The sequence below is a fragment of the Streptomyces sp. NPDC057486 genome, from assembly GCF_042802415.1.
In the GTDB taxonomy this organism is placed as follows: Bacteria; Actinomycetota; Actinomycetes; order Streptomycetales; family Streptomycetaceae; genus Streptomyces; species Streptomyces yanii.
Map to the genome: position 1 here is coordinate 20,702 of NZ_JBHVEE010000029.1, position 14,618 is coordinate 35,319.

Annotated in this window: 14 protein-coding genes and 1 pseudogene; 10 read left to right on the plus strand and 5 right to left on the minus strand. The window is 69.2% G+C overall.

The window, feature by feature from the left end; all coding sequences use genetic code 11:
- The first annotated feature begins 2 nt into the window (after positions 1-2).
- Entirely contained in the window at positions 3-320 is a 318-nt protein-coding gene (locus tag ACFU6I_RS16255) for a hypothetical protein (RefSeq protein WP_384366416.1), read from the plus strand.
- A 136-nt stretch (positions 321-456) separates the two neighbouring features.
- Here ACFU6I_RS16255 and ACFU6I_RS16260 read toward each other — a convergent pair whose 3' ends face one another.
- Positions 457-627, minus strand: coding sequence for a CsbD family protein (locus tag ACFU6I_RS16260; protein WP_384366419.1), 171 nt, complete (start codon positions 625-627; stop codon positions 457-459).
- Positions 628-1,062: 435 nt separating this feature from the next.
- Here ACFU6I_RS16260 and ACFU6I_RS16265 point away from each other — a divergent pair, with 435 nt between their 5' ends.
- The gene (locus ACFU6I_RS16265; RefSeq protein ID WP_384366562.1) at positions 1,063-2,325 is read left to right on the plus strand and encodes a site-2 protease family protein; all 1,263 of its coding nucleotides are present in this window, start codon (positions 1,063-1,065) and stop codon (positions 2,323-2,325) included.
- A gap of 10 nt (positions 2,326-2,335) precedes the next feature.
- Here ACFU6I_RS16265 and ACFU6I_RS16270 read toward each other — a convergent pair whose 3' ends face one another.
- Positions 2,336-3,793, minus strand: a complete 1,458-nt coding sequence (locus tag ACFU6I_RS16270) for an MFS transporter (protein ID WP_384366422.1) — start codon at positions 3,791-3,793, stop codon at positions 2,336-2,338.
- Positions 3,794-3,947: 154 nt separating this feature from the next.
- Here ACFU6I_RS16270 and ACFU6I_RS16275 point away from each other — a divergent pair, with 154 nt between their 5' ends.
- The 4 genes and pseudogenes from ACFU6I_RS16275 to ACFU6I_RS16290 all read left to right on the plus strand — a co-directional run bounded on the left by ACFU6I_RS16275 (position 3,948) and on the right by ACFU6I_RS16290 (position 5,583).
- Positions 3,948-4,403, plus strand: a complete 456-nt coding sequence (locus ACFU6I_RS16275) for a MarR family winged helix-turn-helix transcriptional regulator (RefSeq protein ID WP_384366425.1) — start codon at positions 3,948-3,950, stop codon at positions 4,401-4,403.
- Positions 4,404-4,513: 110 nt separating this feature from the next.
- Positions 4,514-4,690, plus strand: a complete 177-nt coding sequence (locus tag ACFU6I_RS16280; protein ID WP_384366428.1) for a hypothetical protein — start codon at positions 4,514-4,516, stop codon at positions 4,688-4,690.
- Positions 4,654-4,891, plus strand: a pseudogene (locus ACFU6I_RS16285) (transposase); the annotation flags it as partial. The gene ACFU6I_RS16280 and the pseudogene ACFU6I_RS16285, both read left to right, overlap by 37 nt.
- Positions 4,892-5,046: 155 nt before the next feature.
- The gene (locus ACFU6I_RS16290; RefSeq protein WP_384366431.1) at positions 5,047-5,583 is read left to right on the plus strand and encodes a hypothetical protein; all 537 of its coding nucleotides are present in this window, start codon (positions 5,047-5,049) and stop codon (positions 5,581-5,583) included.
- 153 nt (positions 5,584-5,736) lie between these two features.
- Here ACFU6I_RS16290 and ACFU6I_RS16295 read toward each other — a convergent pair whose 3' ends face one another.
- Together ACFU6I_RS16295 and ACFU6I_RS16300 are read right to left on the minus strand one after the other, a co-directional pair.
- Complete coding sequence (locus ACFU6I_RS16295) at positions 5,737-6,516, minus strand: hypothetical protein (RefSeq protein ID WP_384366434.1); 780 nt, start codon at positions 6,514-6,516, stop codon at positions 5,737-5,739.
- 586 nt (positions 6,517-7,102) lie between these two features.
- Positions 7,103-8,023, minus strand: coding sequence for a TetR/AcrR family transcriptional regulator C-terminal domain-containing protein (locus tag ACFU6I_RS16300; protein ID WP_384366437.1), 921 nt, complete (start codon positions 8,021-8,023; stop codon positions 7,103-7,105).
- Between the two features lie 112 nt (positions 8,024-8,135).
- On the opposite strand from ACFU6I_RS16300, the gene ACFU6I_RS16305 reads away from it, so the two are divergent.
- From ACFU6I_RS16305 to ACFU6I_RS16320, 4 genes are all read left to right on the plus strand, one after another.
- The gene (locus ACFU6I_RS16305; RefSeq protein ID WP_384366440.1) at positions 8,136-9,773 is read left to right on the plus strand and encodes an MFS transporter; all 1,638 of its coding nucleotides are present in this window, start codon (positions 8,136-8,138) and stop codon (positions 9,771-9,773) included.
- Between the two features lie 96 nt (positions 9,774-9,869).
- A complete protein-coding gene (locus tag ACFU6I_RS16310; protein WP_384366443.1) occupies positions 9,870-10,181 on the plus strand; it encodes a hypothetical protein in 312 nt (103 codons plus the stop codon).
- A gap of 492 nt (positions 10,182-10,673) precedes the next feature.
- On the plus strand, positions 10,674-11,108 hold the full coding sequence (locus ACFU6I_RS16315; protein WP_384366446.1) for an NUDIX hydrolase: 435 nt from the start codon (positions 10,674-10,676) through the stop codon (positions 11,106-11,108).
- Positions 11,109-11,131: 23 nt separating this feature from the next.
- Positions 11,132-13,099, plus strand: a complete 1,968-nt coding sequence (locus tag ACFU6I_RS16320) for an ATP-binding cassette domain-containing protein (RefSeq protein ID WP_384366565.1) — start codon at positions 11,132-11,134, stop codon at positions 13,097-13,099.
- A 278-nt stretch (positions 13,100-13,377) separates the two neighbouring features.
- Here ACFU6I_RS16320 and ACFU6I_RS16325 read toward each other — a convergent pair whose 3' ends face one another.
- Positions 13,378-14,610: an FAD-dependent oxidoreductase gene (locus tag ACFU6I_RS16325; protein ID WP_384366449.1), complete on the minus strand. Its 1,233-nt coding sequence runs from the start codon at positions 14,608-14,610 to the stop codon at positions 13,378-13,380.
- Between the last annotated feature and the right edge of the window lie 8 nt (positions 14,611-14,618).

Here is a 14,618-nt window from a genome sequence, read left to right on the forward strand (position 1 = left end):
GCGTGGCCGTCGACCCCACCTACATCCACCCGGACGACCCCGCGGTCCAGGCCGTCGTACGAGCCCACCGGCGAGCCCTGCAGGTGATCCACAACGAACCCGACACCACGGTTCGGCACATCCGGACGTTCCTCGGCCGACACACCGCAGATGAAGCCCGAGCCCACTACGAGAGGTTCATCGCCCCGTATTTCACCACCGACGGCCGAGCCGACCTCGCCGTCGGCGCCGCCGCAATCATGGCGGTCGCCGCCGAACTCGGCGTCCCCGCCAGTGTCACCGCAGCCGAGTTCTACCGCACCGCAAGCACCACACCCTAAAAGGAGAGGCGGCCAGGGCGGAGGTGTCTCGGTGCGCCGGTGGTCGACGTGTCTTCCTGCAGAGTGAGCGAACCCGGCGCCGGGCCCGGGCAAGAAGGGATTGCGGGACACCCCTCAGCCTGATGAGTGGTCGAGATCAGTGACCAGTCCGCTTCCGGATCTTGTCGGCTGTCTTGTGGCTGAGCTCCTGTGCCTTCCCTCGCAGCTGCTCGCCCAGACCATGCCTCTGCATGGATTTGTCGCCGATCGCCTTGCCAAGGGTCTCCTTCATCTTGCCCTTGACCTGTTTCGCCTTGCCCTTGGTCATCAGAATCCCTGTCCTTCCGAGAGTCGGCAGGGGTGAGGTACGCGCGGCTGTCCTCCCACCCTGCCTCCGCCACCGAAGTGCTGCAAACCGGCTTGTTCGGGGCGGGCACGTCGTCCGGCGCACACGGTCCTCATGAGCCGACCCGATGCTCACCCTGACCCTTCTCCTGGTCGGTGAAAACGCCTACCTCAGCCAGGTCCGTCCGCTGCAGACGACGCCGTGGGCCGACGATGACGGCGGGACGGCCCGACCTCGCACAGCTGCATGCCGTCGCGCTCTCCGCCACAGGACTGTTCGCGAGCGCCGACCCTCACGCCGACGCCCATAATCCAGGTCCGTTGAGTGGTTCCCGTCGCCGGGGCAGCTGACGGACCATGTAAGGGGACGGACTCCGATCGGCGGCCGTGCCTCGTGTTCCGTCTGCGGGTGATCGCAATGAAGGGTTCGATCCGGATCGGGAGTGTGCGGGGGCTGGAGCTGCGTGCGCATTGGAGTGTGCCTCTGATCATGCTGCTCTTCGCGTACGGTCTGGGCAGCCGTACCCTGCCTGCGTATGTGCCGGGCCTGGCTCCGGTGGTGTACGCGGTGGCTGGAGTCATCGGTGCTCTGCTGTTGCTGGTGAGTCTGGTGGCACATGAGGTGGCGCACGCGCTCACGGCCCGCAGGTCCGCGATCCCCGTGCGGGACATTACGTTGTGGGCGCTGGGCGGAATGACCCGGATGCAGCGGCCTGAGACGGCACGGGCGGCGCTCGCGGTCGCCGTGAGCGGGCCGCTGACCAGCCTGGTGCTCGGTGGGGCCGCGCTGGGGGCCGCGGCCGGGGTGGGGGCAGGGGGCTGGCGGATACCGGCTGTTGTTCTGGCTTGGCTGGGCGGCACGAACCTGCTGCTGGGCGTCTTCAATCTGCTGCCTGCCGCACCCTTGGACGGAGGCCGAGTCCTGCAGGCCGCGCTGTGGTGGTGCACGGGTGACGAGGACCGGGCCCGGCGGGTGGCCGGGCGCAGCGGACAGGTCATCGGCACGGGCCTCGCCGTGGTCGGATGGCTGGCATTTGTGCGGGGGGTGCCCGGTGGATTGTGGCTGATGGTCATCGGCTGGTTCGTGGCACTCACCGCCGCGGCCGAACGACGGTGGGCCGAACTCCGCGCGGCCCTGCGGGGCATACGCGTGAGGGAAGCGATGACCAGTCCGGCCGCCACCGGTCCCGACTGGCTGACGGTGGACCGCTTCCTGTCCGACGTGGCCCCACAGTCGAGTCATACGGTCCTGCCATTGGTGGACTTCGAAGGCCGTCCCAGCGGCGTCATACGGCTGCGCCACCTCGGTGCTCTGCCGTCCCAGCAGCGGGAGACGCTGCGCATACGGGAAGTGGCGACCCCGCTGTCGCAGTGCACGCTCGCAACACCGGACGAACTTCTCACCGAGGTCCTGGACCGCCTCGGCGCGGGCGGCGGACTGCCCATCCTGGTCACGGACAGCGGCCGACTCGACGGGATCGTCACCGCCCACGACATCCACGAAGTCGCCCAGCGGCACAGAACGGGCCCTGATGACGCCACTCCGACTCACGACGAACGACTTCCGGCACGGCCTGCCGTATCCGGACCCGCGAAGAAGCGGATACGTTCGCGCACTGAACGGTGGTGGGCGCGCGTCCGCTCCGGGGCACCGACGTCCCGGAGCGGACAACAACGCTGATGCGCCTGTGTCAGGCCTTGGCAGCGGGCTCGGCGGTAACGGCGTTCTCCGCCTCGCCGTCCTGTGCAGCGGCGGAGCGGGCAACGCCCGGGATGGTCGCGGCCACCGCGGCCGCCAGGAGCGCGACGCCGCCACCGATCAGCAGGCCGGTGCGGAAACCGTCCTCGGAGGCGAAGGTGAAGCCGCCCATGGTGACCGTCATCTGCGAGAGGACGACACCGATCACCGCGGCGCCGATCGAGGTGCCGAGCGAGCGCATCAGCGTGTTGAAGCCGTTTGCGGCGGCCGTCTCGGACACCGGGACCGCACTCATGATCAGGGCGGGCATCGCACCGTAGGCGAGACCGACGCCACCGCTGATCACAACGGTGACGATCAGCAGGCCCCAGGTCGAGCCCATCAGCGCCATCGACAGGGCATAGCCGGCCGCGATGACGAGGGAACCGGAGACGAGGGTGAACTTCGGGCCGCGCGCGTTGGTCAGCTTCCCGCCGAACGGCGAGACGACCATCATGACGAGGCCGGCGGGTGCCATCCACAGGCCCATCGCCAGCATCGACTGGCCGAGGCCGTAGCCGGTCGCCTTGGGGAACTGCAGCAGCTGCGGCACGATCAGCATCTGCGCGTACATGCCGACGCCGATCAGGACCGAGGCGGCGTTGGTGAGCAGCACCCGGGGGCGGGCGGTGGTGCGCAGATCGATCAGCGGGTCACGTGTGCGCAGCTCCCAGAAACCCCAGGACAGCAGGACCACGACCGCGGCGGTGAAAAGGCCGAGCGTGCTGCCCGAACCCCAGCCCCAGTCCCCACCCTTGGAGATCGCGAGCAGCAGACAGACCAGGCCCACTCCGAGGCCGAGCGCGCCGGCCAGGTCGAAGCGCTGCCCCTTCGCCGCAGCCGGTACGTCGGGAATGAAGGACCAGATCATCACGGCGATCAGCGCGGCGAGGACGGCCGAACCCCAGAACAGTGCCCGCCAGCTCGCGTACTCCGCGACCGCGGCGGCGATCGGCAGGCCGAGGCCGCCGCCGATGCCCATGGAGGCGCTGACCAGAGCGATGGAGGAGCTGAGCTTCTCGGGCGGCAGCAGGTCACGCAGCAGGCTGATGCCGAGCGGCACCACACCCATGCCCATGCCCTGCAACCCGCGTCCGACGATCATCATGCCGACGGACGAGGTCAGGGCGCACACCACCGAGCCCGCGAGCAACGGCACGCAGGAGGCGAGCAGCATCTTGCGCTTACCCAACAGGTCGCCGAGGCGGCCGGCCACCGGGACGCAGACCGCGGCCGACAGCAGCGTGACGGTGATCACCCACGTGGCATTGGAGGACGTGGTGTGCAGGATCTGCGGCAGGTCCGCGATCAGCGGTGTCACCAGGGTCTGCATGACCGCGGCGACGGTACCGGCCAGCGCGAGCGTGGCGACGACGCCGCCCGATCGGGAGGTGGGCTGGGGGCCGTCCATGAAGGACTCCTCTACTTCGACATTCGAGGCTGGGATGGAATATGCATCATACACATCTCATGTATCGACCACGTTGCATGCATCATGCATGGTGCAGGATCATTGCGATATCGCATGCACCGTCCGGCATGCACAGGACCGTCGAGGAGATCCGATGAGCAGGGCCACGCGCCAGGTGGAGTACGAGCAGATGCTGCAGAGCCGCTACCTTCACCTGCACAAGTCGAAGGGGCGGCGCCAGGGAAGCACCCTGGAGCGCAGCGCGTACATCCTGCTCAGCCGCATCCGGGTGCAGGGCCCGATGTCCATCGGCCAGCTCGGTGACGCCTTCGGCCTGGACGCGTCCACTCTGAACCGGCAGACCGCGGCCGCCATGCGCGCCGGGCTCGTCGAGCGCATCCCGGACCCGGACGGCGGCATGGCACGCAAATTCCGTATCACCGCGGAAGGCGAGCGGCGACTCGACGAGGAGCGCGAGGGAACCATCCACACCCTGGACCGGATCATGGCCGACTGGTCCGACGAGGACATCGCCGCCTTCGCCGACTACCTCAAGCGCTTCAACACCGACATCGAGCGCCTGGACGGTAGGCCCTGGCCGCGCCCGTGAGATGACAGCGCCCTTGTTCTCGTCGCGGGCTTCGGCTCCGGTTGGGGGTCCCCGTCCGGCTCCGGCTTTCCACCGGTGAGCGGGACCGTCGGTACGTCGATCCGGGGACCATGCCGTACAGCACACCGTGCCCCGTCTCCTCGCCGAAGGACGGCCGGCCGCACGCCGCGTACGCGAGTACCGAGCCCACCGCGAGCACGTCGGTGGCGCCGCTCAACCGCCTTGAGCCCGAGTCCCGTTCGGACACCATGCAGGCGGGCGTGCCCACGGTGATCCGGACGTCCTGATCGTGGTGGACACCGCATACGACGTGCCCCGCCCGGCCTCCCTGCTGAAGGATCTGCCGGTGCAGGTCCTGGGCCCGATGTGCTCGGAACGCGTCCTGCGCCGGGCGGCACCGCCACGGGAGCCTGTCGTCCGGTGCCGCCGCCGCCCGGGCCTGGAACCGGCTCCACCCGGGACCGACCCACCGCTCGACCTGGACCGCCCAGCCGGTCGCCCCGGCTGTGACGTACGTCCTGTTGCCGCGCAGGCTGCCGTCCTACGGTTACCTGCCACGCGCGCCCCGGGCTCGCGAGTGCTCGCGACCGGATCTCGCACAGGCAACACAACCATGGCGGGCACGTGTGAAGGACGGTTCACCATGCCCAGTGATCTCTCGCCAGTCATAGCTGCCGCCGCTCGCTGGCTGCTGTCGGCATTCCCGCCGGCACCTGGCCCGCTGAACGATGCCCTGGCCGAGGCCCAGGCATGGCAGGCGGCCACGATCGCCGCCGCCCTCCGCTACCCCACCGAGCTGGACGCCGAACTGCTGAACCTGCTCGGCCCGGGTGGCTCCGACCGACTGGACGCGGTCACCGGCACCGATGCCCACCCGCCGGAAGGCGCCGAACACCCCTGGCGCACCTGGGTGGACGAAACCGTTGTCAGCTGGGCGGCCTGCCTGCTGGCCGATGCCGATCTCGCGACCGTGGCAGCGGCCTGCCTGGCCGCAACCCACCACGGCGCGGGCAGTGTGGGCGATGCGCGTCGGCTGACGGTTCCCAGCGCTCGCGATCACCGTGCGGCGCCGCTGTTGCGCCACCCGGACCTTGTCAGCCCGATCGCAGACCTCCACCGCGAGACACTGCTTGGCCTCCTCGAGATCGCCCCGAGCAGAAGCTCACGCGAGCCAAGGTAGCCACGAAGCCTGCGTACCGGGCGTCCACCCGGTGCGCGGCCGCGCACCCCCCGGCTTCCGCGACGCCGACCCGATGCGCACCGCGAATCGAATGCCGGAAACCCTGGCCCGATTCCGGCGGGCCAGGGTCTCCATGCTGTGCGGGCCTTGCTGTTACCACTTGTCGTTGCGGAAGTCCCTGATCACTCGGAAGCTGCCCACGACACCGTTCTTGACCCACACACCGCCGCGGACGAAACGCGGGGTGACACCGTTGCTGGTGCTCCAGGGGCCGACTGTGGCAACAGGAGAGCCGTTGTCACAGGTTGCGCCGCGGAAGACCTCAACGGTCCGGCGGCTGTCGTTGCGGACGTTGAGAGTCCTGGAGCCCAGACCGCTCACCACGGTGATGCAGCCGTCGGAGTGGGCGGAGTAGGACCGCTCGTTGAAGAAGATCCTTCCCTTGTCGTAGTCGCCGCCGCCGTAGCCGCCACCACCGCCGCCGTAGCCACCGCCACCGCCGCCACCGTAGCCACCGCCACCGCCGCCACCCTTGCCGCCGTAGCCACCGCCACCGCCGCCGCCGTAGCCGCCACCACCGCCACCGCCGTAGCCGCCGCCACCGCCACCGCCGTAGCCGCCGCCATTGCCGTTGCCGCCGTAGCCGCCACCGTTGTCGCCGCCACGGTTGCCGCCGTAGCCGCCACCGTTGCCGTTGCCGCCGTAGCCGCCACCGTTGCCGTTGCCGATGCCGTTACCGCCACCTCCGTTGCTCTTGCCCTTCTCCCCAGCGCCGCCGCCGTCCTGCGAAGGCACGCCGGGAGCGGCGGCCTGTTGCTGGACAACGGGCGCGGCTGCGGGGGTATCCGCGGCCGTGGCGTAGTTGATTCCGGTTGCCGCCAGGGCCGCGGCGCCTACGGCGGCCGCGGTCACGACGACAGTACGCGTGGTCATATCGCTTCTCCTGTCTCAGAGACATCGGCTGTAGCCGATGCGTGGCAAACGTACTGAATAGTGTTTTTATCTGTCATATCGGACGCATCTAAAGTGTGACATCGGCGGCCGATCGGGTGAATTTGCTCCATTTACAGATAGATCAGCGTCTATTTGAAAAATAGTCACGTCCGTCGCTATCTGAATGGCTGTCACTTGCCTTGTGGCCCAGCGCTCTGAGTGTCGATCAGTGTCCGATCCACCGAGGCAGAGGGCGACGGCGGAGGCCAGGGCCGGATCTGCTCGAAGCGCGGATCGGGCCTCGTTCCGACAGACAGCCTGCTGGTGGGGCTCGCGCCGGTTCCTCTCACGGTGGCGCCACGGGCCGTACGCCGCAGATGGTCGGCATCACCGCCCAAGGGCTGTCCCGGCTCCAGGTCAGGAGCAGGGGACCCAGGACCCGCTCCATGGAGGAGTGCATCCGGGTACGAGAAGCGCGCGCATCCGGTTCTTGATGCGGGTCACCTACCGGACACGTCGTCGCAGCAAGCCTTGCCCTGCCCGGCATCGCGACCCAACAGGCAGTGGCACCGACAAGTCGGAGGCTCTACCGCGAAGGCTCCTCTGGAAGCCGATCGAGGAGTGACTCGACTCCGTCCAGCATCCGCGCGAGCCCGAATTCGAAGAGGGTGCCGAGGTCGAGTTCGAACCCGTCGAGGTCGAAGAGCGTGGACAGGATCGGATACGACTGAGTCGTCTGGATTGCCGCCATCCGAGGCTCATTGGATGTCATCCACTCCTCGGCTGTCATTCCGGTGTCCTGACGCGCCTGGGATTCCAGCTCAACGGCCATCGCGACGCCTTGGGCGTATCCGAGAAGCGTGAGATGGACATGGAGCATCTGATCCGGGGTGAGGCCGAGCCCGCTCAAGGCACTCAGGGACCGCTCGGTGTACTGCATCGCGTGGGGCGAAGCCATCGGCCGAGTGAGGGCGGCCACGGCTCTCGCCAGCCAGGGATGTTGCTCGTACCGACCCCACAACCACCGTGCCTCCCGCTCCAGCCGCGGACGCCAACCCGCCGGTGGCGGGCCGGACGGTCCGCCGCTGAACACCGCTTCCGACATCAGCCGTACGAGCTCTCCCTTGTTCGGGACATGGCGGTAGAGCGCCATGGTTGAGGTGCCGAACTCGGTTGCGACTCGCCTCATGGAGAGCGCGGCGAGACCCTCCGCGTCGACGAGCGCGATCGCGGCACGGATGATGCGCTCGCGGGTGAGACGCTGACCGGGGGCCGCGTTGCGCTCTCGCCCTGTCTCCGCAACTACCGTGCCGACACCGGGCACAGGCCGCACCAGTCCCTCCTGGTTCAGCGTGGTGAGCGCCTTTGTCGCGGTCGCCATCGCGACGCCCCATTCCTGCGTGATACGCCGGGTGGAGGGGACTCGGTCGCCAGGAGCAAGCTCGCCCGAGGCGATGCGGCGGCGAAGATCCCCGGCGATGCGGAGGTAGGGCGGTTCGGTGGCCATGCCCTCACCGTACTAGTGCACTGATTGCCTCCCTGCCCTTGTGACAGGGGGTACAGCAGAGTGCACTAGGCCTCTGTTTGCGGCGTACGTGATGACCCGATTCCGTACCACCATGGAGAACGAACCCGGCCCCCGCGCGGGCCGCAAGGAATGGGTCGCCCTCGGCGTCCTGATGCTGCCATTGCTCCTCGTCTCGATGGACGTCTCGATCCTGTACTTCGCGATCCCGTACATCAGCCAGGACCTGGAGCCCAGCGCCACACAGCAGTTGTGGATTCTCGACATGTACGGCTTCGTACTTGCCGGGCTGCTCATCACGATGGGCGCGCTCGGCGACCGGATCGGGCGGCGCACGCTGGTCCTCACAGGAGCCGCCGTCTTCGGCGCCGCCTCGGTGGCCGCCGCGTACGCGCACTCGGCAGACCTGCTCATCACCGTGCGCGCGTTGCTCGGACTCGGCGGCGCCGCCCTGATGCCCTCGACCCTCGCCCTGATCCGCAACCTCTTCCGTGACGAGAAGCAGCGCAGGAAGGCGGTGACCATCTGGACGGCCGTCATGACCACCGGCGTCTCACTGGGACCGGTGGTCAGTGGTCTGCTGCTGGAACACTACTGGTGGGGCTCGGTGTTCCTGATCAACCTGCCTGCCATGGTGCTGCTGCTCGCGCTGGTGCCCTTCCTGGTACCGGAGTCCACACCGGAGGTCCGAGGCCGCCTCGACCCGCTGAGTGCGGCGCTCTCACTCGGCGCTTTGCTCCCGGTCATCTACGGGGTCAAGGAGTGGGCCCGGCACGGCTACGAACCCCTGCCCGCTCTCGGCATCGCCGTGGGACTCGTGCTCGGCTTCGCATTCGTACGCCGCCAGAGGCACCTCGCTCACCCCATGATCGACCTCGGCCTCCTGGGCCGGCGCGCCTTCGGCGGCCCGGTGCTCGCCAATCTGCTCGCCATGTTCGCCACGGTGGGCATGGCGGTCTTCCTCACCCAGTATCTGCAGTCCGTGCTCGGCCTGAGCCCGTTCACAGCCGCGCTGTGGAGCCTGGTGCCGGCCGCTGGCGTGGCCGGCATGGCCCCGATCGCGGCGGCGCTCGCACAGCGGATCGACCGTGCGTACGTCATGGGCGGCGGCTTCCTCGTCTCCGCCTGCGGTTTCCTCTGGCTGACCCGGATACGTACCGACTCGGCCCTTTGGTTCACCCTCGTCGGCGCCTCCGTCTATGCCGGCGGGCTGGTCGCCGCCATGACCCTCGCCAACGAACTCGCCCTGGGCGCGGCCCCACCGCAGCGCGCGGGCTCGGCCGCGGCCGTACTCGAGTCGGGTCAGGAACTGGGCGGAGCCCTGGGCATGGCCGTCCTCGGCTCCATCGGAGCCGCGGTCTACAGCCGGGACATGTCCGAGGCGCTGCCGTCCGACATGCCACACGCCGAAGCAGTACGCGAAACCTTGGGCAGCGCGACAGCAGCCAAGCTCCCGGCCGCCGTGGCAGACGCCGTACTGGCGGCTGCACGTGACGCTTTCACCCACGGAATGGGCGTCGCATCAGTCGGCGCGGCGGTCGTCATGGCCGGAGCGGGTCTCTTCTCGCTCGGCCTCCTGCGAGGCGTGGGGAAGGCGAAAGGCTCGGCGCCATCGTCCACCGACCCGGGACAGCCCTCGGGGCTGTGCCCGGAAGCGATCACCGGGTTGATGCCGGGGATTCCTGGTTCGGTCGGATGTGACGACACGTTCGGCCGGCGTGGGGAGGCGTGATGGCACATCCGGTCAGGGTTCGCAGACCGACCGAGCAGAGGCGATTTCTCACGGATCACCACGTCGGTCAGGAACGGGCGGTGATCTGATGGCTCCATGCGCCTTGAGCACTGCGTGACCAGGAACCACATCGAGGTATGGAATGCACGTGTGCTGCCGCCCGGGACGGTACGGATCACGTTCTGGAAGGTTCTGCGCGGCTCTCTCCTGCCGATCCTGGTCTGGGTGGGCGTCGCGTGCTTCGTCCACTTCGTCTACGACCCGGTGGCAGCAGTAGTCCTTGGTGGGCTTTTCACGCTCTTCTTCGTCGTGGGGGTCGCCCTCCGCCGCAAGGCAGGGCACTCCGTCCGGTGCTGCATCTACGGTGCGGTGGGAGGAATGCTCGACAAGTCGATGGCGGGGTTCTGAGGCGTTGCGGCTGTGGGCGGGCCGTCGTGTTCCGGGTGTGTCGACCGACGCTCCACCGGGCCGCCAGGTGATCGACGCGATCGCCCGGAAGCAACCGGACAGGATCTCCGTGGATGGGCCTGCCTGCGGAGTTCGGCTCAGGGAAGGGCGCCCACGGTCGTCTTGGGAACCGGGCGATCGACGACACCTGGGACCGAGTGTTCACCGCTCTGCCGGCACCGGGGACAACGGGACAGCAGAGGGTCGATGCCTCCCGGCTCGTTGAGGGCACTCGCCGAGCCCGGGGAGCATGGCATCCCGCCGCGGAAGTTGGGCAGCCTCGGCAGGCCGACCTGAGAATTACGCTCTGGTCTGCTTCGCGGCGGCGGATGCAACCGGCCCTCGGGCCTACGGGCCGCGGTATGGCGGCGAGGCCGTGACCGCGCGAGGCTGGCCCACGGTGGAGTGGCAGAAGAGGGGGACCTTCGCGTGACCAACGATCGCTACCGTTTGATGGCAGATGCTGTCCGGTTCCAGTTCCGCTCGCACGGACGTGCCCCGTCCGTCCGCAGAGTCGGCGGTTCCGACCCTGCGCCGGGACAACTCGAGGGCGCGGGCGACCACCTGGAAGAGGGCGAGTCACTCGATCAGGCAGCACGCGTGGAGTCCGGGATCGATGCCGACCCGCATCGTCGGGAGTTCTGCGGCCCGGTGCATGACGACCCCGTCGGCGAGGACCGGATCACCCCGGCGTTCGTGGCGCAATCCTGGAGCGACGAGCCTCACCGTGCTGAGCCCGGCGGGCACGATGGGCTGTTCCGGGCTGCCCTGGACAAGCCGTCGCAGGTCTGCCGGCCCTGCACCGTGGCGATCTGCCGCTTGCTCGTCGAGGGACGCACGTACCTGGCCCCGCACCGGCCTGTCCCCACCTGGGGAGGCGCATCGTGAAGCGGTATCTGCGCCGGGTGCGAATGGTTGAGCCGACCGTCTCCGCGGCCGAGCACGAGCTGTTCGGCGGGCCCCTGCGCTACGACATGGGCTGGGCCGAACATGAACGTGCGCGGCTCGACTTGAACATGCTCTCGGCCATTCGTGCCATGCCCCGGCTGGTCGGCGGAACCCTGCGCAGGGCCTGGTCCGCCGACCGGCCCGCACTGCTGGCAGTCGCGGTCAGTGAGATCGGCCAGGGCATCGCGGCAGCCGTCAGCCTGCTCGCGGTCAACGCCGTGATGCATGCCCTGCTCGGCAGCGGCACGCCTGTCGACCGCCTGTACGGCGCCCTTCCCGCGTTGATCGCCGGCGCGGTCGTCGCGGTGGTGAACGCCGGCCTCGCCGGCTGGTCCACTTCACGGGCCGGGCGCCTGGAGCCCCTGGTGGAACGGATCGCGACCACCGAGTACCTGGCCGCAGCCACCGCGGTCGAGCTGGAGGCCATCGAGGACCCGGAGTTCCGGCGCCTGATCGATGTCGCGCAGTACGGTGCCGCCTCGGCCCGACGCATGATCAGCGCCTGCGTCGCCGCATTGAACGGAACGATCTCTCTGATCGCCACAGCAAGTGTCCTGACCGTCTTGCACCCCGCGCTGCTGCCCATGCTGCTGCTGATCGCGGCACCGCGCGGCTGGGGAGCCATGCGGGTGGCGCAGGAGCGCTATGTGTCGGTGATGACTTGGGTCGAGCATGTGCGCGCCAGCCGCCTGATCGGCAACCTCCTCACCGAGCGCAGCGCGGCCCAGGAAGTGCGGATCCACTCGGTCGGCCCGTTCTTGTTGGACAAGTACAAGGGGATGGCCGAGAGCGCCGAGGCCGAGCAGAAGCGGCTCGCCGATGGCAAGGCCCTGACCGAGCTGGTGGCCGCCGCCCTGTCCGGCCTGGCCATGGCCGGCACGTACGGGGTGATGTTCTGGCTGATCACGGCCGGGCACATGAGTCTTGCCGTGGCCGGCACCGCCGTGATCGCCGTACGCTCCGGCTCCGCGAGCCTCGGCGCGCTGGTCATGAACGTCAACCAGCTGCACGAGGAGAGTCTTTACGTCCAGGACCACGACAGGTTCCTGGCCGAGGCCGCAGGACGAGCCATCCCCTCGGGCGGGGAACCCGTGCCGCACCGGGTCGAACAGGTCGTCCTCGACAAGGTCACCTACCGCTACCCGGACCGCGACGCTCCGGCACTGGACGGGGTTTCGATCACTCTCCCCATGGGGTCGGTGACCGCAGTGGTGGGTGAAAACGGTTCGGGCAAGAGCACCCTGATGAAGGTTCTGGCGGGCCTGCTGCTGCCGCAGAGCGGCACGGTGCGCTGGGGCGAATCCGAACTGACCGGCCTGGACCGCTCACAGGTGTTCGACCGCGTCGCACTGCTGACGCAGGATTTCCAGCGCTGGCCGGTGACAGCCGCCCTGAACATCCGCATCGGTCGCCCCGACCATGATGCCGAGCACGAGGAACTGGAGCCCTCCGTCGACTACGCCGGCGCCTCCCCGGTCATCGCGAAACTGCCCCATGGTCTACGGAGCCTGCTGGCCCGGATGTTCCGCGGCGCCTCGGAGCTCTCCGGAGGCGAGTGGCAGAAAATCGGGCTCGCCCGTACACACTGGCGCAGCTCCACGTGCCCGGCGGACAGCGTCCTGATCGTCGACGAACCCACCTCCGCGCTCGACCCCGAAGCGGAGATCGCCGCCTTCGACCGCATCCGCCAACTCGCCGGGCCACACCGGGCCGTGGTCCTGGTCACTCACCGCATGTCCGGTGTCCGCCACGCCGACACCATCTACGTCCTCACCCAGGGACGTCTGAGCGAACACGGCACCCACGATGAACTGATCGCCGCAGACGGACGGTACGCAGCCATGTTCCACACCCAGGCCGCCCAGTACGCACCGGATTCCCGCGCCCGGATTCCGAACCCCAGCACCCCGCCCGTCCCGGACCACTCCTGACCCGGCGGACCTAAAGGACTGTCGTGCCTCCGAGCTCCCCCACCCCGCCACATACGCTCGGGCCGGGGCTCCCTCCGTGGTGCGGAACCGGCTGACCGCCCAGCTCGTCGGCGCCGACCGGATCCGCACCCCGCTGCCGCGCCCTCATCGGTGTCGTCCGGACCCGCTTCGGTGGCCGGGCGGCGGACGTGTTGAGGGGCCCTCGGCCGGAGGCGAGGACCGGGCCGGGCCGGGCCGGGCCGGGCCGGGCCAGGTCAGGCCAGGCCAGGAGCAGGGGGTCATCGCATGGACGCGGTGGGTGGACGCTCGCGTACCGCGCCGTAGGCGATGAAGTACGCCGGCACTCGCTTGAGCCACCGCGAGGTGGTCAACAGCTCGGTCATCCGCTGTGACCGCTTGGCATTGCCGAAGGGCGGGCGTCCCTCCAGTACGGGTGCGATGACCCGCGCGTGGGCGATGCGCTGCAGCGCCTGCGTCGCGACTGTGGTCGGCCACCGGCGGCGCTGTACGGCGCGTACGTCCCCCAGGCCGACCGTACCCCTGCGCAGCGGCTCGACGAGATACCGGGCGGTGGCGACGGCGTCTTCGACAGCAAGGTTGATGCCGATACCGAAGACCGGCGACATCGCGTGCGCCGCGTCACCGATGCACAGCAGCCCCGGGCGGTGCCAGCGCCGGAGGCGGTCGAGCCGTACGTCGAGCATCTTCACCTCGTCCCACGACCGCAGCCCGTGCACCCGGTCCCCGAGCCAGGGGACGGCGGCCGAGAAGTCGGCCATGAACCGCTCAAGACCGGCGGCACGGCGCTCGGCATCGGTCCCCTTGGGGATCAGCGCCGCGCACTGCCAGTAGTCCCCACGGTCGATCATGGCGGTGAGGAACCGGTCGCCGACGCCTCCCACGAGCCCGTGCGGATCGCCCTCGCGCCGTGGCAGTCGGAACCACCAGGCGTCCATCGGGCAGGTGAATCTCCGCAGGCCCAGTTCCGGCCGAGAGCGGGCCAGCGAGCCCCGGCCGTCGCAGGCCACCGTGAGGGTGGCCCGCAGTTCGCCGGAACGGCCGTCGGGGGTGCGGTACCGCACCCCCGTGACCCGTCCGCGCTCCACCAGGAAGGAAGTCGCCTCGGTGCTCATCCGCACGGAGAACGACGGCTCTCCGGTGGCCTCGTCCGCGAGGAGGTCGAGCAGATCCCACTGCGGCACCATCGCCACGTAGTTGTAGGGGCCCCGCAGCGCGCCGATGTCTCCGACGGTCACCAGAGAGCGGTCAGGGCCGAGCGGCAACTGGACCGTCGTCACCCGCCGCTGCGGCAGACGGGCGAACCGCTCAGCCAGGCCGAGGTCGTCCAGCAGCGCCAGGGTGGACGGATGCACCGTGTCGCCGCGGAAGTCGCGCAGGAAGTCGCCGTGCTTCTCCAGGACCGTGACCGCCACTCCGGCCCGGGCCAGCAACAGGCCGAGGACCATTCCGGCGGGGCCGCCGCCCACAACACAGCACGTGGTCCGTTCCATCGCAGCCC